24 protein-coding genes and 1 pseudogene are annotated in these 20,955 nt (G+C 74.9%); 12 read left to right on the top strand and 13 right to left on the bottom strand.

The genetic code is table 11. The features are described 5' to 3' along the window. Nucleotides 1-525, bottom strand: a pseudogene (locus ACYVKY_RS00060) (hypothetical protein); the annotation flags it as partial. Nucleotides 526-643: 118 nt separating this feature from the next. Here ACYVKY_RS00060 and ACYVKY_RS00065 point away from each other — a divergent pair. Further along, nucleotides 644-1,849, top strand: a complete 1,206-nt coding sequence (locus ACYVKY_RS00065) for a TerD family protein (RefSeq protein ID WP_460432942.1) — start codon at nucleotides 644-646, stop codon at nucleotides 1,847-1,849. On the opposite strand, the gene ACYVKY_RS00070 is transcribed toward ACYVKY_RS00065, so the two are convergent. The 3 genes from ACYVKY_RS00070 to ACYVKY_RS00080 all read right to left on the bottom strand — a co-directional run bounded on the left by ACYVKY_RS00070 (nucleotide 1,850) and on the right by ACYVKY_RS00080 (nucleotide 3,727). Continuing rightward, nucleotides 1,850-2,599, bottom strand: a complete 750-nt coding sequence (locus ACYVKY_RS00070; protein ID WP_460432943.1) for a hypothetical protein — start codon at nucleotides 2,597-2,599, stop codon at nucleotides 1,850-1,852. A 73-nt stretch (nucleotides 2,600-2,672) separates the two neighbouring features. Then, nucleotides 2,673-3,245 (bottom strand): antibiotic biosynthesis monooxygenase, encoded by a 573-nt coding sequence (locus tag ACYVKY_RS00075; RefSeq protein ID WP_460432944.1) that lies wholly within the window; start codon nucleotides 3,243-3,245, stop codon nucleotides 2,673-2,675. After that, nucleotides 3,242-3,727 carry a hotdog fold domain-containing protein gene (locus tag ACYVKY_RS00080; RefSeq protein ID WP_460432945.1) on the bottom strand — a complete coding sequence of 162 codons (486 nt, stop codon included), beginning with the start codon at nucleotides 3,725-3,727 and terminating at the stop codon, nucleotides 3,242-3,244. The genes ACYVKY_RS00075 and ACYVKY_RS00080 overlap by 4 nt, the downstream gene beginning before the upstream one ends. A gap of 59 nt (nucleotides 3,728-3,786) precedes the next feature. Here ACYVKY_RS00080 and ACYVKY_RS00085 point away from each other — a divergent pair, with 59 nt between their 5' ends. Next, nucleotides 3,787-4,776, top strand: coding sequence for a helix-turn-helix transcriptional regulator (locus ACYVKY_RS00085; RefSeq protein WP_460432946.1), 990 nt, complete (start codon nucleotides 3,787-3,789; stop codon nucleotides 4,774-4,776). Here the strand turns inward: ACYVKY_RS00085 and ACYVKY_RS00090 are convergent. Genes ACYVKY_RS00090 through ACYVKY_RS00100 form a run of 3 tightly spaced genes read right to left on the bottom strand, consistent with a single transcriptional unit; the run spans nucleotide 4,757 to nucleotide 6,201 of the window. Next, a complete protein-coding gene (locus ACYVKY_RS00090) occupies nucleotides 4,757-5,182 on the bottom strand; it encodes a hypothetical protein (protein WP_460432947.1) in 426 nt (141 codons plus the stop codon). The two genes, ACYVKY_RS00085 and ACYVKY_RS00090, sit on opposite strands and share 20 nt — an antisense overlap. Next, entirely contained in the window at nucleotides 5,175-5,867 is a 693-nt protein-coding gene (locus tag ACYVKY_RS00095) for an SDR family NAD(P)-dependent oxidoreductase (protein WP_460432948.1), read from the bottom strand. The genes ACYVKY_RS00090 and ACYVKY_RS00095 overlap by 8 nt, the downstream gene beginning before the upstream one ends. A gap of 37 nt (nucleotides 5,868-5,904) precedes the next feature. Further along, nucleotides 5,905-6,201, bottom strand: a complete 297-nt coding sequence (locus ACYVKY_RS00100; RefSeq protein WP_460432949.1) for a DUF1905 domain-containing protein — start codon at nucleotides 6,199-6,201, stop codon at nucleotides 5,905-5,907. A gap of 135 nt (nucleotides 6,202-6,336) precedes the next feature. Between ACYVKY_RS00100 and ACYVKY_RS00105 the strand changes: the two genes are divergently transcribed. The 6 genes from ACYVKY_RS00105 to ACYVKY_RS00130 are packed head-to-tail and all read left to right on the top strand — an operon-like array spanning nucleotide 6,337 to nucleotide 11,489. Continuing rightward, entirely contained in the window at nucleotides 6,337-7,146 is an 810-nt protein-coding gene (locus ACYVKY_RS00105) for an ABC transporter ATP-binding protein (protein ID WP_460432950.1), read from the top strand. A gap of 5 nt (nucleotides 7,147-7,151) precedes the next feature. After that, on the top strand, nucleotides 7,152-7,928 hold the full coding sequence (locus ACYVKY_RS00110) for an ABC transporter permease (RefSeq protein ID WP_460432951.1): 777 nt from the start codon (nucleotides 7,152-7,154) through the stop codon (nucleotides 7,926-7,928). Between the two features lie 30 nt (nucleotides 7,929-7,958). After that, nucleotides 7,959-8,753, top strand: a complete 795-nt coding sequence (locus ACYVKY_RS00115; protein WP_460432952.1) for a MerR family transcriptional regulator — start codon at nucleotides 7,959-7,961, stop codon at nucleotides 8,751-8,753. 27 nt (nucleotides 8,754-8,780) lie between these two features. Then, entirely contained in the window at nucleotides 8,781-9,791 is a 1,011-nt protein-coding gene (locus ACYVKY_RS00120) for a phosphotransferase enzyme family protein (protein ID WP_460432953.1), read from the top strand. Next, the gene (locus tag ACYVKY_RS00125; RefSeq protein ID WP_460432954.1) at nucleotides 9,788-10,423 is read left to right on the top strand and encodes a transcriptional regulator; all 636 of its coding nucleotides are present in this window, start codon (nucleotides 9,788-9,790) and stop codon (nucleotides 10,421-10,423) included. The genes ACYVKY_RS00120 and ACYVKY_RS00125 overlap by 4 nt, the downstream gene beginning before the upstream one ends. After that, on the top strand, nucleotides 10,407-11,489 hold the full coding sequence (locus tag ACYVKY_RS00130; protein WP_460432955.1) for a PEP/pyruvate-binding domain-containing protein: 1,083 nt from the start codon (nucleotides 10,407-10,409) through the stop codon (nucleotides 11,487-11,489). Before ACYVKY_RS00125 ends, ACYVKY_RS00130 begins: the two co-directional genes overlap by 17 nt. A 6-nt stretch (nucleotides 11,490-11,495) precedes the next feature. Here the strand turns inward: ACYVKY_RS00130 and ACYVKY_RS00135 are convergent, their stop codons facing one another. Beyond that, nucleotides 11,496-12,455, bottom strand: coding sequence for an NAD(P)/FAD-dependent oxidoreductase (locus ACYVKY_RS00135; RefSeq protein WP_460432956.1), 960 nt, complete (start codon nucleotides 12,453-12,455; stop codon nucleotides 11,496-11,498). A 78-nt stretch (nucleotides 12,456-12,533) separates the two neighbouring features. On the opposite strand from ACYVKY_RS00135, the gene ACYVKY_RS00140 reads away from it, so the two are divergent. Beyond that, a complete protein-coding gene (locus ACYVKY_RS00140; RefSeq protein ID WP_460432957.1) occupies nucleotides 12,534-13,139 on the top strand; it encodes a helix-turn-helix domain-containing protein in 606 nt (201 codons plus the stop codon). On the opposite strand, the gene ACYVKY_RS00145 is transcribed toward ACYVKY_RS00140, so the two are convergent. Genes ACYVKY_RS00145 through ACYVKY_RS00165 form a run of 5 tightly spaced genes read right to left on the bottom strand, consistent with a single transcriptional unit; the run spans nucleotide 13,136 to nucleotide 15,946 of the window. Continuing rightward, nucleotides 13,136-13,756: a hypothetical protein gene (locus tag ACYVKY_RS00145; RefSeq protein WP_460432958.1), complete on the bottom strand. Its 621-nt coding sequence runs from the start codon at nucleotides 13,754-13,756 to the stop codon at nucleotides 13,136-13,138. The genes ACYVKY_RS00140 and ACYVKY_RS00145 overlap by 4 nt on opposite strands. A 41-nt stretch (nucleotides 13,757-13,797) precedes the next feature. Then, nucleotides 13,798-14,421, bottom strand: coding sequence for a nucleoside/nucleotide kinase family protein (locus tag ACYVKY_RS00150; RefSeq protein WP_460432959.1), 624 nt, complete (start codon nucleotides 14,419-14,421; stop codon nucleotides 13,798-13,800). Nucleotides 14,422-14,456: 35 nt separating this feature from the next. Further along, nucleotides 14,457-14,846: a RidA family protein gene (locus ACYVKY_RS00155; RefSeq protein ID WP_460432960.1), complete on the bottom strand. Its 390-nt coding sequence runs from the start codon at nucleotides 14,844-14,846 to the stop codon at nucleotides 14,457-14,459. Next, nucleotides 14,843-15,451, bottom strand: coding sequence for a TetR/AcrR family transcriptional regulator (locus ACYVKY_RS00160; RefSeq protein WP_460432961.1), 609 nt, complete (start codon nucleotides 15,449-15,451; stop codon nucleotides 14,843-14,845). Before ACYVKY_RS00160 ends, ACYVKY_RS00155 begins: the two co-directional genes overlap by 4 nt. A 33-nt stretch (nucleotides 15,452-15,484) precedes the next feature. Continuing rightward, on the bottom strand, nucleotides 15,485-15,946 hold the full coding sequence (locus ACYVKY_RS00165) for a hypothetical protein (RefSeq protein WP_460432962.1): 462 nt from the start codon (nucleotides 15,944-15,946) through the stop codon (nucleotides 15,485-15,487). 80 nt (nucleotides 15,947-16,026) lie between these two features. Between ACYVKY_RS00165 and ACYVKY_RS00170 the strand changes: the two genes are divergently transcribed. The 3 genes from ACYVKY_RS00170 (at nucleotide 16,027) to ctlX (ending at nucleotide 20,933) form a co-directional block, all read left to right on the top strand. Next, nucleotides 16,027-17,907, top strand: coding sequence for an ABC transporter ATP-binding protein (locus ACYVKY_RS00170; RefSeq protein ID WP_460432963.1), 1,881 nt, complete (start codon nucleotides 16,027-16,029; stop codon nucleotides 17,905-17,907). Continuing rightward, a complete protein-coding gene (locus tag ACYVKY_RS00175) occupies nucleotides 17,904-19,820 on the top strand; it encodes an ABC transporter ATP-binding protein (RefSeq protein WP_460432964.1) in 1,917 nt (638 codons plus the stop codon). Before ACYVKY_RS00170 ends, ACYVKY_RS00175 begins: the two co-directional genes overlap by 4 nt. A 75-nt stretch (nucleotides 19,821-19,895) precedes the next feature. Next, on the top strand, nucleotides 19,896-20,933 hold the full coding sequence (ctlX, locus tag ACYVKY_RS00180; RefSeq protein ID WP_460432965.1) for a citrulline utilization hydrolase CtlX: 1,038 nt from the start codon (nucleotides 19,896-19,898) through the stop codon (nucleotides 20,931-20,933). Nucleotides 20,934-20,955 lie beyond the last annotated feature (22 nt).

Here is a 20,955-nt window from a genome sequence, read left to right on the forward strand (position 1 = left end):
CTGGGCGGCCGGCTGCGGTGCCGGCTGGGCGGCCGGCTGCGGCGCGGGCTGCGACGGCGGCGTCGGCGCGAGCTCGAGGTACGCGGGCCAGTTGCGGACCTGCTCGGCGTACCAGAACTTCGTGTCGCCGGGCAGCGTGACGACCGACGCGCTCGGGTGCTGGGCGACCAGGCGCACCAGCTCGAGCAGCAGCCGCCGGGTGATCGCGACGTCGCCGGTGGTGCCGACCTGCACCGACAGCAGACCGGTGTGCGAGCGGTACCGCTCGTGCAGCCCGTCCGGGCTCTGGTGCGCGGCGATCCACGGCCCGAACGCGTCGTTCCAGGCGAGTGGCGCCGGTTCGGGCGTGAGGATCGCGCGGCTGCCCCGGTGCTCGACCGCGAACACGGTGCCCGCCCGGTCCGCCGAGAGGCCTGCCGAGGCCAGCCGGTCGACGACGGCCTGCACCTCGGCGTCGAACGAGGTGCCTGGCGGGGTCTGCAGCAGCACGATGCCCAGCTGCGGCTTCTGGTCGGCCTGGTCCACGGTGACGTCCCCCTCGGTCGCGTGCGTGCGGTCATCCTGCCAGCCGTGCGCGATCGCCCTCCCCGCGGACGACCGGCTGGCACGATGGGGGATCCACGGGGACGTCGAGGGGGACACGGTGCAGGAGCTGCTCAAGGGGTCGAACGCGCCCGTGCCCACGGGCCCGCTGGCGATCCGGATCGAGTGCTCCGAGCCGGTCGACGCGTCCGCTGTGCTGCTCGGCTCCGATCTGCGGGTTCGCGGCGACCACGACTTCGTCTTCTACAACCAGCCGCAGGCCGCCGGTTGCCGCCTCGATGTCGCGACCGGGACGCTGCACCTCGACCTGGGTCGGGTGGAGCCGTCCGTGCGATCGGTGGCCGTCCTCGTCAGCCTCGACGGCACACGCAGCCGCACCTTCGGCACCGTGGCCGCCCCACCGCGGGTCACCGTGACGTCCGGGCACGCCCCGGTCGCCGCGTTCACCGCGACTGGCCTCGGGCCGGAGAGCGCGCTCCACGTCGTCGAGATCTACCGCCGCGACACGGGCTGGAAGGTGCGGGCCGTCGCGCAGGGGTGGGCTGACGGCCTCGCGGGCCTGGCGCGCTCGTTCGGCGTCGTCGTCGACGACTCCCCGGCTCCGCCCCAGCCCTCTGCTCCGGCGTACGTCCCGCCACCCGCCCCGACGTACGTCCCGCCGCCCGCCCCGACGTACGCCCCGCCGCCCACCTCGACCGTGGCGGCACCGCAGCCCGCACCCACCCGCGTCCTGCTCGACAAGCAGGGTGAGAGCCGGTCCCTCGCGCTCGTGAAGACCGGCAAGGCAGCCAAACCAGGCGTCCTGACGTTCAACCTCAACTGGGCTCAGCCCCGGTTCGGGCGCGGTGTCGACCTCGACCTCGGTTGCTTCGTCGAGATGCAGGACGGCGACAAGATGGTGATCCAGCCGCTCGGCCGTCAGTTCGGCTGGGTGACGAAGTGGCCGTGGATCAAGCTGGACCGCGATGACCGGACGGGGCAGCACGGGTCCGGCGAGACGCTCACGATCCACCGACCCGACCTGATCCGGCGGGTGCTCGTGTTCGCGATGATCTACGAAGGCACCACGGACTTCGGTGCGGTCAAGGCACAGCTCACGATGGACGACCCGACGGGTGGGCAGACCCTGGTCAGGTTGGAGAACCCGAGCGCGCGTCGATCGTGGTGCGCGATCGCGATGGTGAGCGGCAACGGCCTCGACGTGAAGATCACCAAGGAGGAGCGCTACTTCCGCCACCACGAGGAAGCGGACCGGCACTACGGCTACGGGTTCCAGTGGCGAGCCGGCACCAAGCGCTCACGCTGATCAGGCCCCGGCGCGCACCAGCAGCTCCTCCAGCGGCCGTCCGATCCCGGCCGGCACGTCGTACCGGGCGCCGAGCCAGGTGAGCACCTCGCGCGCGGCGGCCGCCGACCGTCCGTAGCCCGGCACCATCGCCGCCAGCGGGAGGTCGGGGTGCGCCTGCTCGACCCGTCGGCTGGCGTCGAACGGGTCGCGGCGCTCGTGCGTCCCGGCGAGCGCGAGCACGTGGTCGACCGCGTGCGACTGCACGAAGCGGGCCGCGGTCAGGTGCTCGCCGCGCAGCTCGCGGTGCACCCCGACGAGCAGGTTGGTCAGCGCCTCGCCCAGGTGGAACGCCACCGAGTCGTCGCGCGGCTCCGGGGGCGCCGCACCTCGCAGCAGGTCGTCGGGCGCGTCGTCCCGCCGCCAGACCACCCGCGCACCCGCGAACGGGACGGCCCGCAGCTCGGCGAGCGTGAACACGGCGTACTCGACGAAGATGCCGTCGTCGAAGAGCACCTTGCAGCCGTCGTGGGTGTGGGGGAACCAGAACGCCACCGGTGCAACTGCTTCCAGCCACGCGACGTCGTGCGCGTAGCGGCCGACCGCGCCGTCGTCGACGACCACGAACACGTCGACGTCGGAGTGCTCGTCGACGCGGTCGGTCTGCTCGCCGACGGAGCCGACGCCGAGCACGGCCAGGACGTCGGGACGGGTGGACAGGTGGGCCGCCAGGTCGTCGAGACGCTGCAGCACGGGGTGGGTCAGCGACACGTCGTCGCCCCTCTCGCTCGGGTCGACGTGTCAGCCCGCGCGGCGGTCCGCCGGGGTCGCGACGGGCGCGACGCTACCGGCGCGGCCCCCGGGAGAGCCAGGGCTGCAGCAACCGGGTCACCTGCGGCAGCACGACGTAGACCATCACCGGCGTCAGCAGCAGGGTCGTGACGAGCAGCCGCAGCGGCAGCGGCCACGACCCCACCAGCGGCGCCAGCAGCCAGCTGAGCAGCAGGTTCATCGGGAAGAACGCCACCAGGATCGTCACGGCCTGCTTCCACCGCGGCGGCGCGGCAGGGGCGACGTCGTGCACCGAGCGGCTCACCGGTTCGTCGAACCAGCCCTCGATGCCGGTGCGGTGCTCGACCCGGGTGTGCTCGACCAGGTCGGCGCCGGCGCGCAGCCACCGGGTGCGCTCGCGCGACTCCTCCCACAGCAGCAGGCTCGCGCGGGAGTCGAAGCGGTACAGCATGTGCCACTCCGGCGACCCGGTCGACGGCCGCACCGACCCCGACCCGAGGAACCCCGGGAAGGTCGACGCGAGCCGCATGCCGGCGTCGACCCAGGCCTGCATCAGGCGCTCGTCGTCCGGGCGGGTGCGGCGGGTGATCGCGACGGTGACGGGGCCGTCCGCAGCGGTGCTCACGCCCCCAGTGTCGCGGGCCGCTGCGGCCGGTCGGTCACCCGCAGCCGGATCGTGCCCTCGACGACGACCGTCCCGTCCGCCAGGAGGCCGTGGACGCGCACGGGCACCTCCGGGTCGCGTCCCGTCCACGCCGACGGGTCGGTCTCGGCGACGCAGGTGACGTCACCCGCCGCCTTGGCGGTGTAGGCGACCTCCATCCCGGTGGGGATCCAGCGCCGGGACGGCGGGATGCTCGCCTCGGCGAGCGCGCCCATCGCCGCCTCGAGCCCGTTGCAGAGGGCGATCGCGTGCACGGTGCCGAGGTGGTTCTGCACCCGCCTGCGCCGGCGCACGACGAGCTCGGCGTGGTTCGGCTCGACCACGGTGAAGCGCGGCCCGATCGAGGCGAAGTACGGCGCCTTCTGCGCGAACGCCAGCGAGAACAGCCGGGTGCCGAGCGGCAGGGACGAGCAGCGGCGCCAGAGCGCGAGGACGTCGGTCACACCGCGATGCTACCGGCGGGTAACCACGAGGTGCCGCGACCGGCACTACCGTCGCGACCGTGCACGACGACCTCAGCCCGACGGCCCGGGCGCTGCTGGCGCTCGAGCTGCTGCAGGCCAGGCCGGGCATCCGCGCGGCCGAGCTGGGCGAGCGGCTCGGCGTCTCCGAGCGCGCGGCCCGGCGCTACGTCGGCGTGCTGCGCGACGCGGGGGTCCCGGTCGAGTCGGTGCGCGGGCCGTACGGCGGCTACCGGGTCGGGCGCGGCCTGCGGCTGCCGCCGCTGATGTTCACCCCGGCGGAGGCGCTCGGGCTGGTCATGGCACTGCTCGACAGCCACCACGGCGCGGTGCGCGACGGCCCGGTCGCGACCGCGCTCGGCAAGCTGGTCCGGGCGCTCCCGGAGCCGGTCGCCCGTCCGGTGGAGGCGATCCGCCAGGTGGCCGCGCACGGCCGCGAGGCGGTACCGCCGCCCTCGGCCGAGATCACCGCGCGGCTCGTCGAGGCGTGCGCCGAGCGACGCGTCGTGCGGCTGCGCCACCACCTGGCGCCGGACGGCCGGATCCGCGAGATGGAGGTCGAGCCCTGGGCGCTGGTGGCCCGGCACGGCCGCTGGTACCTGCTGTGCTGGTCACGCACCCGCGACGCCCGCCGGGTGCTGCGCGTCGACCGGGTGGCCTCGGTCGAGGCGCTCGTGGCCACCTTCGAGCCACCCGCAGACCTCGACCCCGTCGACGCCGTCGCCACCCAGCTCGGCGAGGGCTGGCGGCACCAGGTCGTCGTCGAGGTCGACGCGCCGCCGGAGCAGGTCGAGCAGTGGGTGCAGCGCCACGTCGGGCGGTGCGAGCCGCTCCCCGGCGGACGCACGCGCGTGGTGGGCAGCACGAACGAGCTGCCCTGGTACGCCGAGCAGCTCGCGCTCGTCGACGCACCGTTCCGGGTGCTCGAGCCGCCCGGTTTGCGGGACGCGGTGGCCGTCCTCGGCCGGCGCCTGCTCCAGGCCGCGGACGGGACGGACGAGGCCGACGAGGTCAGTCCCGCGCCGCGCTGACCGCCGCGGCGAGCCCGGCGACCGCGGCGACGGTGCGCACCAGGTCGGCGCGCCGCAGCCGACGCAGGTCGTCGTCGGTCCGGCGCCGGCCGAGCCGGCCGTGCAGCGGCGCGGCGACGGCCGCCGTGGTGCCCAGCGCCACCGCCTGGGCCCCCAGGGCGGCAGCCAGCGCGACCCGCGGTCCGCCACCCCGCAGCCCGGCGAGTGCCGTTGCCGCGGAACCGATCACGGCCGCGTACACCAGCCCGACCAGCGGCGTGATCCGCCGCGAGTGCGCGTCGTGCGCGGCGGCGAAGCGGTCCGGCTGCTCGTCGGCCAGCGCCGGGTAGACCAGCGTGCTCACCGCCAGCTGGAACCCCGCGTGCAGCGCCGACGCGGCGACCAGCGCCGTCGTCCGGTCAGGCACCGAAGCCGTCCGACGGCAGGTCGTCCTCGCCCGCGGCGATCGCGTCGACCACCCGGCGGGCGACGGCATCGGGGTCGAGCCCCTGCGGGAGCCGGGGTGCCTGCCCCGCGAGCGGACGACCGGCCAGCCCGGTCTCGGTGTGCGGCGGCCGCACGTCGAGCACGTGGACGCGGTCGCGCCGCAGCTCGGTGCGCAGCGCGGCGTCGGCGGCGGTGAGGGCCGCCTTCGTCGCGGAGTACGCCACCATCCCGGGCAGCGGCCGCTCGGCCACCACCGCGCTGAGGTTCACCACGAACCCCTGCGACTCGCGCAGCAGCGGCAGCAGCCGGCGCAGCACGGCGAGCGGACCCACGACGTTGGTGAGGAAGAGCTCCTCGAGCACCGCGTCGTCGGTGTCGGCGAGCGGGCCGAACGCCACCACGCCCACCGCGTTCACGACCCCGTCGAGCCCACCGAGCCGCTCCCGCGCGGCCGTCGCGACCGAGTCGCCGGCACCGGCGTCCGCCACGTCGGCGACGACCAGCCGCGGTGCGTCGAGACCGGTTGCGGCGAGCGCGTCGTCGTCGCGCCCGACGAGCAGGAGCCGGGCACCCCGTGCGGCCAGCTCGCGGGCGATGCGGGAGCCGAGCGCCCCGCTCGCGCCGAGCACGACGACGCGGGCACCTTCGAGGTCTCGTCCGGGCACGCTCCGACCGTACGGTCGCGCGGGCGCAGCCGCGCGCTCAGCGGCCGCGGGGGGCGACGGCGAGCGAGACCTCGATAGTCGCGCCGTCCTCGATGCCCTCCGCGGCCCGCACGGCGTCCTTGAGCGGCACCACGTACCCACCCTGCCGCGGCCACAGCGACGTACGGAACTCGGTGCGCCCCACCCGTCCTCGCACCGGGATCATCCCCCAGCCGTAGGTGACGTCGCGCGAGACCGCCTCGAGGTCGGCGGCCTGCTCCTCGGGCACGGCGACGAAGAAGAACGGCGCCGGCCCGCGCCACTGGAAGACCTCGGCCTCGAACCGCAGGTCCATCAGGCGCCCACCACGCGCCGCCGCTCGTCCACAGCCCGCACGCTAGCCCCGGTTCCGGACGTCGTGCGTCCTGTTCGGGCAGCCGCCGGGAAGGGGCTTGACCTTGACGCAGCGTCAACCCCCGACAGTCCTCGCATGACCACGAACCAGCCCTCGGGCGACCCGGCGATCCGGGTCCACGACCTCCGCAAGGCCTACGGCGACCTGCAGGTGCTGCAGGGCGTCGACCTGGAGGTGGCGCGCGGCTCCGTCCTCGCCCTCCTCGGGTCCAACGGCGCCGGGAAGACCACCCTGGTGCGCATCCTGGCGACGCTGCTGCGCGCCGACGCGGGCAGCGCCCACGTCGACGGCGTCGACGTCGCGGCCGACCCCGCCGGCGTCCGCGAGCGGATCAGCCTCACCGGCCAGTTCGCCGCGGTCGACGAGCGGCTCAGCGGCCGGGAGAACCTCGTGCTGGTCGCCCGGCTGCGGCACCTGCCGGCGCCGAAGCAGGTGGCGGACGGGCTGCTGCAGCGGTTCTCGCTCACCGAGGCCGCCGACCGGAAGGCGTCCACCTACTCGGGCGGCATGCGCCGCCGGCTCGACATCGCGATGAGCCTGGTCGGCGACCCGGCCGTCGTCTTCCTGGACGAGCCGACCACCGGCCTGGACCCGCAGGGGCGCCTGGAGGTGTGGGAGGTCGTCCGCGAGCTCACCCGGCAGGGCACCACCGTCCTGCTCACCACGCAGTACCTCGAGGAGGCCGAGCAGCTCGCCGACCGGATCGCGATCCTGCACGACGGCCGGGTGCTCGTCGACGGCACGCTCGCCGAGCTGAAGCGGCTGCTGCCGCCGGCGCGGGTCGAGTACGTCGAGAAGCAGCCGACGCTCGAGGAGGTCTTCCTCGCCCTCACCGGCGAACCCACCACCGACACCACCGACCAGACCGTCCCCCAGGAGCAGTGACCGCCATGTCCGCACGCCACGCCGTCTCCGACACCCTCGTCCTCACCGGGCGCTCGCTCACCCACGTGCTGCGCAGCCCGGACACCATCATCACCACCGCGCTCATGCCGGTCGCGTTCCTGCTGCTGTTCGTCTACGTCTTCGGCGGTGCCATCGACACCGGGTCGGGCACCGGTGCGGGCGGCTACGTCGACTACCTGCTGCCCGGCATCCTGCTCATCACCGTCGCCTCCGGCGTCGCGTACACGGCGTACCGGCTGTTCCTCGACCTGCAGGGCGGGATCGTCGACCGGTTCCGGTCGATGCCCATCGCGCGGTCGTCGGTGCTGTGGGCGCACGTGCTGACCTCGGTGGTGGCCAACCTCGCCTCGCTCGTGCTGGTCGTCCTGGTCGCGCTCGTCATGGGCTTCCGCTCCGGCGCCGGCCTCGGCGCCTGGCTCGCCGTCACCGGCATCATGCTGCTGTTCACCCTGGCGCTCACCTGGCTCGCGGTGATCCCGGGCCTGACGGCCGGCTCGGTCGACGGCGCGAGCGCCTTCTCGTACCCGCTGATCTTCCTGCCGTTCCTCAGCTCGGCGTTCGTGCCCACCGCCTCGATGCCGGGGCCGGTGCGGTGGTTCGCCGAGCACCAGCCGGTGACGGCGATCGTGGACGCCATCCGCGCGCTGCTCGACGAGCGGCCCGTCGGCGGCGACCTCGCGACCGCGCTCGGCTGGTGCGTCGCCCTGCTGGTCGTGGCCGTCGTCGCGGCGGTGCTCACGTACCGGCGCAAGGTCTCGTGAGCGACCCGCGACGAGGGGCAGGATGAGGACGTGCTGACGATCAGCCAGCTGGCCGCCTACACCGGCGTCACGGTGCGCGCGGTGCGGCACTACCACCAGATCGGGCTGCTGCCCGAGCCGCAGCGCGACCGGTCCGGGTACCGGACGTACGGCCCGCACGCGGTGGTCGCACTCGTCCGCATCCGCACCCTCGCCGAGGCCGGCGTGCCGCTGTCGGAGGTGGCCGACCTGGTCGAGGCCGACGAGGAGACCTTCGCCGCGGCGATCCGCCGCATCGACGCCCGGCTGCGGGCGGAGCAGGCCCGGCTGCGGCGCACCCGCGCCCAGGTCGCCCGGCTCGCCGCGGGCGACGCGCTGGTGCTGCCGCCCGAGGTGACCGCCTACCTCGACGCGCTCCGCGCGCTCGGGATCAGCGAGCCGGTGGTGCGCGGCGAGCGGGACGGCTGGATCGTGGTCGCCGCCCGCTGGCCCGACAAGGTCGCCGAGTGGATCCCGGCCAAGATCGCCTCCCTCCAGGACCCCCGCATCGTGCGGCTGTACCGCGCGCTCTCGGAGCTGTTCGAGGACGACGCCGAGGACGGCGCCGAGGCCCTGATGCGCGAGGCCGCCGACCTGATGGCCGAGCTGTCCGAGGAGGCGATGGCGTCGGGCGAGAACCTGCCGGACGCGGACGACGACACCCCGTTCGACCTGCTCGAGCTGCTCGCCCGCGAGACCGACCCGCGGGCGGAGCGGATGCTGGAGCTGATGCAGGAACGCGGCTGGGCGACGTGGACCCGCCTCGAACGGGTCCCGGCGCGCCCGGAACGAACCCGGGAGACGTGAGGGCCGCGCGTGCGGTTCGCTGTCCCCGTGACCGCCGCACCGCTGACGTCCTACCTCGACCTGCCGGACGACGAGCAGGTCGCGGCACTGCGCCCGGCCGCCCTCGAGTCGGCGGCGGCCTTCGGGCTCGACGTCGCCCGGCTCGAGCTCGCCGCGCACGCCTACAACACGACCTTCGACGTCGGGACGGCCGACGGGGCGCGCTTCGCGCTGCGGCTCAACACGAACTCGACGAGCACCCCGGCCGAGGTGCTGGCGCAGCAGGTCTGGCAGCTCGACCTGGCCGAGTACACCGACGTGCTGGTGCCGCAGCCGCAGCGCACGGCGTCCGGCGAGTGGTTCGCGCACGTGCCGTCGGAGCTGTTCGGCCGGCCCCTGCTGTGCACCCTGGCAGGCTGGCTCGACGGCGACGACGTCGGGCAGCCGGACGAGGAGCAGGCGCACGCGATGGGCCGGGCGATGGCGTCGCTCCACGAGCAGGCACCGACGTGGACGCTGCCCGACGGCGGCGAGATGCCGGTGTTCGACGACCCGCTGTTCGGCGACGACGACGTCATGGCCGGGGCGCCGGGGCTGTCCCCCGCGGACCACGAGGTGCTCGACCGCGCCCGCGCCGCCACCGCGGCGGCCCTGGGACGCGTGCACGCCGCCGGCCCGGTGCACGCCATCCACGCCGACCTGCACGGCGGCAACCTGAAGTGGCACGCGGGGCGGCTGGCCGTCTTCGACTTCGACGACTGCGGTCTCGGCACCCCCGCCCTCGACCTGGCCGTCTCGGCGTTCTACCTGCGCGGCGGCGACCCGGGGCCTGAGCGGGCGATGCGGGCCGGGTACGCGCAGGTGCGCCCGCTGCCGGACGTGGACCCCGCCGACCACGAGGCGATGGTGGCCGCGCGGCAGCTGCTGCTCGGCAACGACCTGCTCACGACGACGACCGCCGAGCTGCGCGGCGAGTCGGCGCGGTACCTGGCCGTCACGGTCGAGCGGCTGCGGCACTGGCTCGACACCGGCTCCTTCACCCGGGAGGTGGCCTCGTGAGCCGCACCTCGACCGCCGACCTGCTCGCGCTGCACGGCGTCCGGCTGCTCGGTTTCGCCGAGTCACCCGCTGTCGCGGCCCGTTTCGCGCTCGACCCCGCCGAGGTTGACGAGCTGCTGCTCGACCACCAGGCCTACGGGTGGGTGACGCACTCGGAGTTCGCGGGCTCGCGCGGGTGGTCGCTGACCGAGCGGGGGAAGGCCGAGGACGAGCGACGGCTCGCGGCCGAGCTCGACGCGGTCGCCGGCCGCGACGCGGTCGTCGCCGTCCACCAGCGGTTCCTGCCCCTCAACGGGCGGCTGCAGGCGGCGTGCACCGACTGGCAGCTGCGGGCCACGGCGCAGGACCCGTTGGCGTCCAACGACCACAGCGACCCCGAGTGGGACGCGCGCGTGCTCGACGAGCTCGGTGCCCTGTCGGGCGAGCTCGGTGGCCTGGTGCGGTCGCTGGTGCAGGTGCTCGGCCGGTTCGACGGATACGACGACCGGTTCGCGGCCGCGCTGCGCAAGGCCCGAGAGGGCGAGCACGTCTTCGTCGACGGGCGGGTCGACTCGTGCCACCGGATCTGGTTCGAGCTGCACGAGGACCTCCTCGCCACCCTCGGGATCGAGCGCGGTGCCGACGGCTCCTGACCGGCAGCCCGCGGGGGTCGTCGACCTCGCCGACGCGCACGACGTGCCCGGGGTGGGGCCGAAGTCCGCGGTGCTGTCGCGTCTGCTCCGTCTCGGGTACCCGGTGCCAGCAGGCGTGGTCGTCCTGCCGCACGCGGGTGCGGACGAGATGGGTTCCGCCGCAGCCGCACTCGCCGAGATCCTCGCCGTCCGCTCGTCCGCACCGGACGAGGACGCCGCTGCGTCGTCGTTCGCCGGCGTGCACGAGTCGGTGCTGGGGGTCGTCGCAGATGACGTCGTCGCCGCCGTCGAGCGGGTGCGCGCCTCCGTGGCGAGCGCGGTGGCGGACGCCTACCGCGCCGCCCGGGACGCCGGGGCGCCGTCCGCGTCGGCGGTGCTCGTGCAGCGCCAGGTCGACGCTGCAGCAGCAGGTGTCGCGTTCACGGTCGACCCGCTGACCGGCGCGGACGTGGTCGTCGTCGAGGCCGCCGCCGGGCTGGGCGACGGGGTCGTGGGCGGGACGGTCGACCCCGACCGGTACCGCGTCGACCCGACGGGGACGGTCGTGCGCGAGCGCTCGACCGGCGTGCTCGACGACGGTGCTGTGCGCCAGATCGCCCGGCTCGCACGGGAGGTCGCTGCCGAGCTCGGCGGTCCGCAGGACCTGGAGTGGGCGGTCGACGGCGACGGAGCGGTCTGGTTGCTGCAGGCGCGCCCGGTGACGGCGACGGCGTCGGGCCCCGCGGTGCCCGTGCTGATCGGCGACGAGCCCGTGCTCAGCGGCACCGGCGCCTCCCGCGGGCGGGCCACCGGGACGGCACGCGTGCTCGCGGGCCCGCACGAGCACGAGCGGTTCGCACCGGGCGACGTGCTGGTCTGCCGCACCACCGACCCCGCCTGGGTGCCGCTGCTGACCGTCGCCGCCGCGGTCGTCACCGAGGTCGGCGGCCTGCTCGCGCACGCCGCGATCGTGGCGCGCGAGCTCGGCGTCCCGGCCGTCGTGGGGGTGCCGGGCGCGACGTCCCGGCTCGCGCACGAGCCGGTCGTCACGGTCGACGGCGACCGCGGCGAGGTGCACCCCGCCTGACCCGCGTCAGACGGCCACCGCGCGACGCGCCTCGACCGCGGCGGTGGTCTCGGCCATCACCAGGTCGGCGTTGATCTGCGCGCCCGCCCACGCGCCCGCCGCGGCCGACGACCCGACCTGGGCCGCGATGTCGGCCACGTTGCCCGCCGCCCAGACGCCCGGCACCTCGGTCTTGCCGAACGCGTCGACCGGGAGGTGCACGCCCATCCCGCTCGGGTGCTCGACCGTGGTGAGCCCGAGCGAGCCGAGGAACCCGGTGCGCGCCACGGCGTGCGACCCGGTGGCGAGCACCTCGCGGGCGACGACCGCGCCGTCGGCGAGCCGGACCCCGGTGATCGCGTCGTCCTCGACGAGGACCTCGGCGACGTCGCCCTCCACGACCGGGATGCCGCGCGCGGCGAGCTGCTCGAGCGCCTCGACGGGGAAGGCGACCCCGTTCGCCAGGACGGTGACGTCGGCGCTCAGCTGCCGCAGCAGGAGCGCCTGGTGCACCGACATCGGGCTGACGGCCAGCACGCCGATCGCGCGGTCGCGCACCTCGTAGCCGTGGCAGTACGGGCAGTGGATCAGGTCGCGACCCCACCGCTCGGCCAGGCCCGGTACGTCCGGCAGCTGGTCGACCAGCCCGCTGGTGACGAGCAGCCGCTGCCCGTGCACCTGCCGGCCGTCCGCGAGGCGCACGACGAACCCGTCGTCGACCCGCTCGGCGTCGACCACCTCGGCCTCGACCACGTGGCCGCCGTACTGGCGCACCTCGGCGCGGCCGCGGGCCAGCAGCTCGGCCGGCGGGGTGCCCTCGCGGGCGAACAGCCCGTGCACGGCGTCGGCCGGCGCGTTGCGCGGCGCCCCCGAGTCGAGCACCACCACCGAGCGCCGCGAGCGCCCCAGCATGAGCGCACCGTTCAGCCCGGCCGCGCCCCCTCCCACCACGACCACCTCGTACGCGTCCTGCAGCTCGTCCACCATCTCGTCCTCCTGCGCTCGGTCCCGACGTCTGCACCGAGCGTGCGCCTCGCACCCTGCGGCTGGCAAACGTCGTTGCCGATGTGGCAACCTGGCAGGGTGGAGGACCAGACCCTCGCCGCCGTCGGACCCCGCCTGCGGGCGCTGCGCCAGCAGCGCGAGACCACGCTCGCCGACCTGTCGGCGCAGACCGGCATCTCGGTCAGCACCCTGTCGCGGCTCGAGTCCGGGTCGCGCCGGCCGACCCTGGAGCTGCTGCTGCCGCTGGCCCGCGCGCACGGCGTGACCCTCGACGAGCTCGTCGACGCCCCGCCGACAGGTGACCCGCGTATCCACCTGCGCCCGGTGAAGGCGCACGGCATGACGATGCTGCCGCTGACCCGTCGGCCGGGGGGCATCCAGGCCTACAAGATCGTGATCCCCGGCGGGCGCGGGACGCCGGAGCCGACCCCGCAGACCCACGAGGGCTACGAGTGGGTCTACGTGCTGAACGGACGGCTGCGGCTCGTGCTCGGGGAGCACGACCTGGTGCTCGAGCCCGGCGAGGCCGCCGAGTTCGACACCCGCGTGCCCCACTGGTTCGGCCGCACCGACGAGCGGTCGGTCGAGTTCCTCAGCCTGTTCGGTCGCCAGGGCGAGCGCGCCCACGTCCGCGCCCGCTCGACGAAGAAGGCGACGGACGCCTAGCCGGCCCAGGCCGGCAGGGTCGTGCCCGGGTGCAGGACCGCGACGTCGTCGGCGCTCGGCTGCAGCACGCCGTCGCGGACGTCGGCCAGGAGCACCTCGATCGCGCGCCTGCCGACCACGAGGGTGATGCGGGGGCACCAGAACCCGCCGCCCGGCCAGGGCGCGTAGTGCAGCTCGACGGCGTCCACCGCCGCACCGCCGGTCCCGAGCCAGGCCGGCGAGCGGTCCAGGACCGGCCAGACCGCCACGTCCGCGTCGACCCGCACCGCGCTGCCGAGCATCGGCGTCTCCTCGACGCCGATGCCCTCACGCGCACCCGGCGGGTCCCACGTCAGCGAGAGGACCCGCCCCGACGTGGTCGCCACCTCGACGCCGTGGTCGATCGCGTCGGCGCCGTCGTGCGCCCAGGTCGGCCGCGCCAGCTCACCGACGTCCGTAATCTCGCGCGGCCCCGCTGCTCCGGGAGCCAGCTGCTCGCGGTGGTGGTCGAGCATCCAGTACCGGACGTCGGCGACGACCTCGCCCACCAGCGCGGCGGACCGGTCCCGACGCAGTCGGACCTCGTCCTCGGTCGCCGCCCAGGACGTCGGACGTCCCCGGTCCGCATCGCCGCCCACGGGATGATCGTGCCGGAGGACGGGCTGATCACGCAGCGGGATCAGCTGCCCCGCAGCACCAGGTCCGCGCGGGCGGCCGACTCGGCGACCAGCCGGGCGTTGGCCTCGTCGTTGCGCGCGACCCACTCGCGGGCCTCGTCGGGGGTGCGGCCGTGGGCGACGTGCCGGGCGAGCAGTCGCTCGAGCCGCAGCGCCTCGTCCGGGGCGACGAACCAGGCCTCGTCGAGCTCGGCCCGCACCGGCGCCCACGCCGGGTCGTCGAGCAGCAGGTAGTTGCCCTCGGTGACGACGACCGGCACCTCGCGCGGGACGGCGACCGACCCCGCCACCGCCTCCTCGAGCTCGCGGTGGAACTCCGGGGCGTAGACGACGTCCTCGTCGCGAGCCCGCAGCCGGCGCAGCAGGTGCAGGTAGCCGCCCGCGTCGAAGGTGTCGGGGGCACCCTTGCGGTCGGCGCGGCCCAGCCGGTCGAGCTCGGCCTGCGCCAGGTGGAAGCCGTCCATCGGGACGAGCGCCGCGTCGGTCCCGAGCGCGGCGACGAGCGCGGCGCACAGCGTGCTCTTGCCCGACCCCGGCGAGCCCACGACGCCCACGAGCACGCGCGCCTCGCCGGCGCGCCTGCGCAGGCCGTCGATCCGGTCGAGCAGGGGGGCGAGGTCGGTCACCGCGTCATCGAACCACTTCCGAGACGCGTACCGACTCAGCGGGCGGCGACGGCCTCGATCTCGACCTGCAGCCGCGGGTCGGCCAGGCCGGCGACGACGAGCATCGTGGTGGCGGGCGGCGGGGTCGGCAGGCTGCCGGCGGCCGCGGCGGCGAAGGCGGGGACGTCGGCGGCGTCGGTGAGGTAGATGGTCAGCTTCACCAGGTCGTCGCCGGTCATGCCGGCCTCGGCGAGCACGGCGTGCAGGTGCTCGACGGCCTGGCGGGTCTGCGCCTCGACGCCCTCGAGCGGCTCGCCCTGCGCGTCGTGCCCGACCTGGCCGGAGACGTGGACGACCTGCTGGGCGCCCTGGACGAGCACGCCGGGGCTGTAGAACGGCGAGGCCGGGACGGACGCGGGGGCGAGGGCGGTGCGGACGGTGCTCATGACGGTTCCTCCTGGGTGGGTGCGGTCCCGCGGGCGAGCGCGCGCAGGGAGTCGAGCTCGGAGCGGACGGCGGCGCGGTGCGCGGGGCCGAGGCGGCCGGCGCGGCTGAGCAGCAGCAGGCCGTGGTAGGCGAGCACGAGGCGGGCGGCCTCGGTGCGCACCTGGGTGCGGGTGGCGCCCGACGCCGAGCGGCGGACGACGTCCTCGAACCGGCGCTGCACCAGGTCGAGGCCCTCGCGGACGCGCTCGCCCGGCACGGCGTCGGAGCCGCCGAACTCGGCGGCCGAGTTCACCAGCAGGCAGCCGTACCCGTCGTCGTAGGGCGGGTGGAACAGGCTGGTGAACAGCTGCTCGAGGTCGTCCGGGCCGGCGTCGGGACCGGCGAACCGGTCGAGGCGCGGCGTAATGAGGACCGCGAGGTAGTGCTCGAGCGCACGGCGGAACAGGCCGGTCTTGTCACCGAACGCCTGGTAGAGGCTGCTCGCCCGCAGGCCCGTCGCCGCCTCCAGGTCGACCACGGACGTGTCGCGGAACCCGGTGCGCCGGAACGCGTGCATCGCCGCGTCGAGCACCTGCTCCTCGTCGAACGCTCTCGGCCTCGCCATGCGAGCAATTCTGTAGTGAACATTCCAGAACTGTCAAGAGCTGCGTGGGTGCACCCGCCGCGTCACGGCCCGCGCGTGCAGCAGCAGGGCCGGGACGGCGAACAGCGCCGGCCAGGCGACCACCACCATCGCGCCGAGCACGACCACCCACGGGTCGGTGCCGGACGTCGCCGCGACGGCGGCCACCGCGAGCGCGAGCACGACGAGGAGCACCGTCGCGGCCCTGCCGCCCAGCCCGACCGGGACCGCCGGGGCGGCCAGGCCGACGAGCAGCCCGCAGACGGTGCCGAGCGCCGCGCCGACGACGAGCGCGACCAGTCCGGCCCAGAGGGTCACGTACCCGGCCAACGCGAGCGCGCCCCCCAACCCGTCGCCGAGCGCCAGCAGGGCCGCGACGAACCCGAAGGACGCTGCGTACGCCAGGCCCGCGAGCGCCCCGTACTCCGCTCCCAGCCCGACGCTCCACCCCACGTCGCGGACCCCGTTCTTGAACACGTTCAAATCTTACTCCACCGAGCCCGGGCGGGTTAGTCGTTCGTGGTGCGTCGCAGGGCGCACCTACCATCGAGGACGCCATGCAGGACTACCCCCCGAAGGTCACGACCTTCTTCTCCGGCGACGACGCGCCGCCCTCGAGCGACCCCGACACCCGCTCGCCGTCGGCGTTCCTGCGCTGGGTGCTGCGCCAGCAGCCCGGGGTCATCGCGCTGTCGACCGTGACGGCGCTGCTGTGGTTCCTGCCGATGACGTTCGGGCCGTGGATCTTCGGTCGCGCGGTCGACGACGGCATCCTCGCCGGCGACCGCGGCGCCCTGCTCGGCTGGGCCGGGCTGATGCTCGCCATCGCCGTCGTCGGCGGGATCTTCGGCGTCGTCTTCCACACCTACGTCGTCCGCTCGTGGCTGGTCGCGCTCTACGGCACGACGAAGATGGTGACGCGCAAGGTCGCGCAGATGGGGCACGTCCTGCCCCGGCGCACGCCGACGGGCGAGGTGCTGAGCGTGGCGTCCGGCGACGCCGACGAGTTCGGCGCGCTCACCGAGATCATCGCCCGCTCCGCCGCGCAGCTGGTCTCGTTCCTCACCGTCGCCGCGATCGTGCTGTCGACGTCGTGGCAGCTCGGCGTCGTCGTGCTGCTCGGTGCACCGGTGCTCGTCGTGGCCGCGATGCCGCTGCTGCGCCCGCTGCACCGCCGGCAGGAGGTCGAGCGCACCCGCACCTCCGACCTCACCTCGCTCGCGACCGACATCGTCGCCGGCCTGCGCATCCTGCGCGGCATCGGCGGCGAGGACACCTTCGGCCGCAACTACGGGACGCAGTCCCAGCTGGCGAAGCGGGCCGGGGTGGCGTCCGGCGTCTGGCAGGCGGCGGTCGAGGCGGTCGGCGTGCTGCTGTCCGGCCTGTTCCTGGTCAGCCTGGTGTGGCTCGGCACCCGGCAGGTGCAGCAGGGCGTCCTGACCGTCGGCGAGCTGGTCACCTTCCTCGGCTACGGCGTGTTCATGGTCGGGCCGATCCGCACCTTCTTCGAGCTCGCGCAGAAGGTCACCAAGTCGCTGGTCAGCGCGCGCAAGGCGGTCGCGGTGTTCGACCAGCGCCCGCCGTGGCGCGACCCGCACGCCCCGGTCGCCCTCGACGGCGGCGCCGCCCTGGTCGACGCGGCGAGCGGGTTCACCGCGCACCCGGGTCTGCTCACCGTCGTCGTCTCCGCGGTGCCCGACGACAGCGCCGCGCTCGCCGACCGGCTCGGCCGCTACCTGCCGCCCGACACCGACACCGTCGCCGAGGACGACGCGGTCGGCCTGAAGGGACGCGCCGCCCGCCGTGCCCGCGCCGACCGGCACGCGCGCCGCGCCGCGCTGGCCGTCGCCGACGAGGAGCGGGCCGGGCGCGAGTGGGGCGTCACGCTCGGCGGGGTCGACCTGTCGCGGGCGCGCCTCACCGACGTGCGCCGCACCGTGCTGGTGAGCGACACCGCCAGCGCCCTGTTCGCCGGCACGCTGCAGGACGCCATCGACCCCCACGGCCGGCTGAGCCGCGAGGACGCCGAGACGGCGCTGCGGGTCGCGAGCGCCGAGGACGTCTACGACGCGTTGCCCGAGGGCTGGCAGGGCCAGCTCGACGAGCGCGGTCGCGGGCTGTCCGGCGGCCAGCGCCAGCGCGTGGTGCTCGCCCGCGCCCTCGCCGCCGACGCCCCCGTCCTGGTGCTGGTCGATCCCACGTCGGCGGTCGACGCCCACACCGAGGCGCGCATCGCCGAGCGGGTGCACGCGCTGCGCGAGGGACGCACCACCGTCGTCTGCACGGTCTCGCCGCTGTGGCTGCACCACGCCGACCGCGTCGTGATGCTCGACGGCGGACGCGTCGCCGCCGAGGGCCGGCACGCCGACCTGCTCGACACCGACCCCGCGTACCGGCACCTGGTGGCCCGCGCGCTCGACGAGGAGGTCACGCTGTGACCGACCTCCTCTCGACGTCCGAGCAGACCTGGCGCGACCGCGCCGGCGACCCGCCCGTCGTCCCGGCCGAGCTGCTCCCGCCGACCGGCGCCGGGCCGCGGGCGCGCTGGCGCGCGCTGTGGGCGCGGCACGACCTGCGCCGGCAGCGCGCCGAGGACACCTACGCCGCGTCGCGGCGTCCCGAGCGGGGCTGGCCGGTGTCGGGCAACCGCGAGGTCGTGACGTTCTTCCGCGGACTGCTCGCCACCCGCCGCGGCGTCGTCGTGGCGGTGGTGGGGCTGAACGGCCTGGCGGCCGCCGCCGGCCTGGTGGTGCCGCGGCTGCTCGGCGAGCTGGTGAACGGCACGGTCGAGTCCGGCGGACCGGGGCTCGACACGCTCGCGCTCATGGTCGTCGGCATCGTGCTGGCCCAGGCCGGGTTCACCTTCCTCGGCCAGCGGCTGTCGACGCTGTTCGGCCAGGACCTGCTGGCCGGGGCGCGCGAGTACGTCGTCCGCACGATCCTGCGGCTGCCGCTCGGCGCGGTCGAGAGCGCCAGCACCGGCGACCTGGTCACCCGGGTCACCCGCGACGTCGGGACGATGAGCCGCGCCGTCCAGTTCGGCCTGCCGTTCCTCATCATCTCGCTCATCACCGTCGTGCTGTCGGTGGTCGCGATGCTGCTGAACTCGGTGGTGCTGGCCGTGCCGGCGCTGCTCGCGTTCGCCACCTGCTTCTTCGCGGTGCGCTCGTACCTGCGCCGCGCGCCCAAGGCGTACATCACCGAGGGCTCCACCTACTCGCGGATCAACACCACGCTGACCGAGACGGTCGAGGGCGCGCGCACGGTCGAGGCGCTCGGGCTGTCCGGACGCCGGGTGCGCGCCGGTGACGACGACATCGCGGTGTCGTCGCAGGCCGAGCGGTACGGCATGACGCTGCGCAACGTGCTGTTCGGCTGGATGAACATGGCGTTCCAGACGCCGCGCGTGGTCACGCTGCTCGTCGGTGCGCTCGCCTACGCCGAGGGCTGGGCCGACCTCGGCCAGATCACCGCGGCGGTGCTCTACGTCGAGGCGCTCGGCGAGCCGCTCGACCGGCTCATCGGCGAGATCGACCGGCTGCAGGTGGGCGCCGCGTCGACGAGCCGGCTGCTCGGCATCGCCGAGGTGCCGCCCGATCGCACGCCCTCCGGCGCGCTGCCCGAGGGCGACCGCCTCGAGGGGCGCGACCTGCGGTTCGCCTACCGCGAGGGCCACGACGTGCTGCACGGCGTCGACCTCGCGCTGCGTCCCGGCGAGCGGCTCGCCGTGGTCGGCCCGAGCGGGTCCGGCAAGTCGACGCTCGGGCGCCTGCTGTCGGGCATCAACCGGCCGCGCACGGGCGAGGCCACCGTCGGCGGCGTCGCCCTGGTCGACCTGCCGCTGGAGGTGCTGCGCACCGAGGTCGCCCTGGTCACCCAGGAGCACCACGTCTTCATCGGCACCGTCCGCGACAACATCGTGCTGGCGCGCTCGGGCGTCGACGACGTCGCGGTGCGCGAGGCGCTGCGCGCCGTCGGCTCGCTCGACTGGGTCGAGCGGCTGCCCCAGGGCCTCGACACGGTCGTCGGGTCCGGACGGTTCGCGCTGACGCCGGCGCAGGCGCAGCAGGTCGCGCTCGCCCGGCTGGTGGTGGCCGACCCGCACACCCTGGTGCTCGACGAGGCCACCTCGTTGATCGACCCGCGCACCGCGCGCACGCTCGAGGGGTCCATGAACGCGCTGCTCGAGGGCCGCACCGTGGTCGCGATCGCGCACCGGCTGCACACCGCGCACGACGCCGACCGCATCGCGGTGGTCGTCGACGGCCACGTGGTCGAGCTCGGCAGCCACCACGAGCTGGTCGAGCTCGACGGCGAGTACGCCGCCCTTTGGCGCGCCTGGACCAGCTGAGCCGGGGCCACCCGTCCGGACCTGCGGCTCCGGTCGGTGCGGGCCGTCCGCGAGCCAGGCCCTACATTTCCGGACGTGAGCGCCCAGGCCCCGTCCGCAGTCATCCTGATCCGTGCGTCCAGCTTCGTCCCCAACCCGGCGACGGCGGCGGACAACGCGTTCCAGCGCGACGTGCCGGACGGGCAGTCCGACGAGGCGACGTCGGCCAAGGCGCTCGCCGAGATGGACGCCCTCGCCCGGGCCCTGCGCGAGGCGGGCGTGCGGGTCCACGTCTTCGAGGACGACGACCACACCCGGCCCGACAGCGTCTTCCCCAACAACTGGGTGTCGACCCACTCCGGCGGATACGTCGCGGTCTACCCGATGTACGCCTCGAACCGGCGCCACGAGCGCCGCGCCGACATCCTCGAGATGCTCAAGTCCGAGTACCGGGTGCAGACGATCGTCGACTACTCCGGTCTGGAGCCCGACGGCATCTTCCTCGAGGGCACCGGCGCCATGGTGCTCGACCACGTGTCGCGCGTGGCCTACGCGGCAGTCAGCCACCGGGCCGACACCCACGTGCTCGAGCGCTTCTGCAGCGACTTCAACTACGAGCCGATGGCCTTCGAAGCCGCCGACTCCGACGGGGTGGCGGTCTACCACACCAACGTGATCGCCTGCGTCGGCACCGACGTCGCCCTGATCGCCCTCGAGATGATCGCGGACGAGCACCGACGCGACCAGGTGCGGGAGCGCCTGAGCGTCAACGGTCGCAAGGTCGTCGAGCTGACCGAGGACCAGGTCCGCGAGTTCGCCGGCAACGCGGTCGAGCTGTGCGGACGCACGCCGGACGGCCGGCGCCGCTACGTGATGGCGATGTCCGCCCGCGCCCATCGCTCGCTGCGCCCCGACCAGGTCGCGGTGATCGAGGAGTCCTGCGAGATCCTCGTGGTCGACGTCCCCACCATCGAGCTCGCCGGCGGGTCGGTGCGCTGCATGATCGCCGGCATCCACCTCGACCGTCGACCGGCGTCCGAGCCGGAGCTGACCGAGGCCGTCGAGGCGATCAACGAGGAGGACCCCGGGACCGCGGACGGCCAGGACCTGGTCGACGCGGACGTCGAGGGCTGATGGTCCCCGCAACGACGTCGAG

It is taken from the genome of Angustibacter speluncae (assembly GCF_054777815.1).

Excerpts from the sequence above, each read along its gene's own strand:
- ACYVKY_RS00100 (WP_460432949.1), bottom strand. The coding sequence starts at position 6,201 with ATGGACCTGCGGTTCGAGGCCGAGGTCTTCCAGTGGCGCGGGCCGGCG.
- ACYVKY_RS00105 (WP_460432950.1), top strand. The coding sequence starts at position 6,337 with ATGACCACGAACCAGCCCTCGGGCGACCCGGCGATCCGGGTCCACGAC.
- ACYVKY_RS00110 (WP_460432951.1), top strand. The coding sequence starts at position 7,152 with ATGTCCGCACGCCACGCCGTCTCCGACACCCTCGTCCTCACCGGGCGC.
- ACYVKY_RS00135 (WP_460432956.1), bottom strand. The coding sequence starts at position 12,455 with ATGGTGGACGAGCTGCAGGACGCGTACGAGGTGGTCGTGGTGGGAGGG.
- ACYVKY_RS00140 (WP_460432957.1), top strand. The coding sequence starts at position 12,534 with ATGTGGCAACCTGGCAGGGTGGAGGACCAGACCCTCGCCGCCGTCGGA.
- ACYVKY_RS00155 (WP_460432960.1), bottom strand. The coding sequence starts at position 14,846 with ATGAGCACCGTCCGCACCGCCCTCGCCCCCGCGTCCGTCCCGGCCTCG.
- ACYVKY_RS00160 (WP_460432961.1), bottom strand. The coding sequence starts at position 15,451 with ATGGCGAGGCCGAGAGCGTTCGACGAGGAGCAGGTGCTCGACGCGGCG.
- ACYVKY_RS00170 (WP_460432963.1), top strand. The coding sequence starts at position 16,027 with ATGCAGGACTACCCCCCGAAGGTCACGACCTTCTTCTCCGGCGACGAC.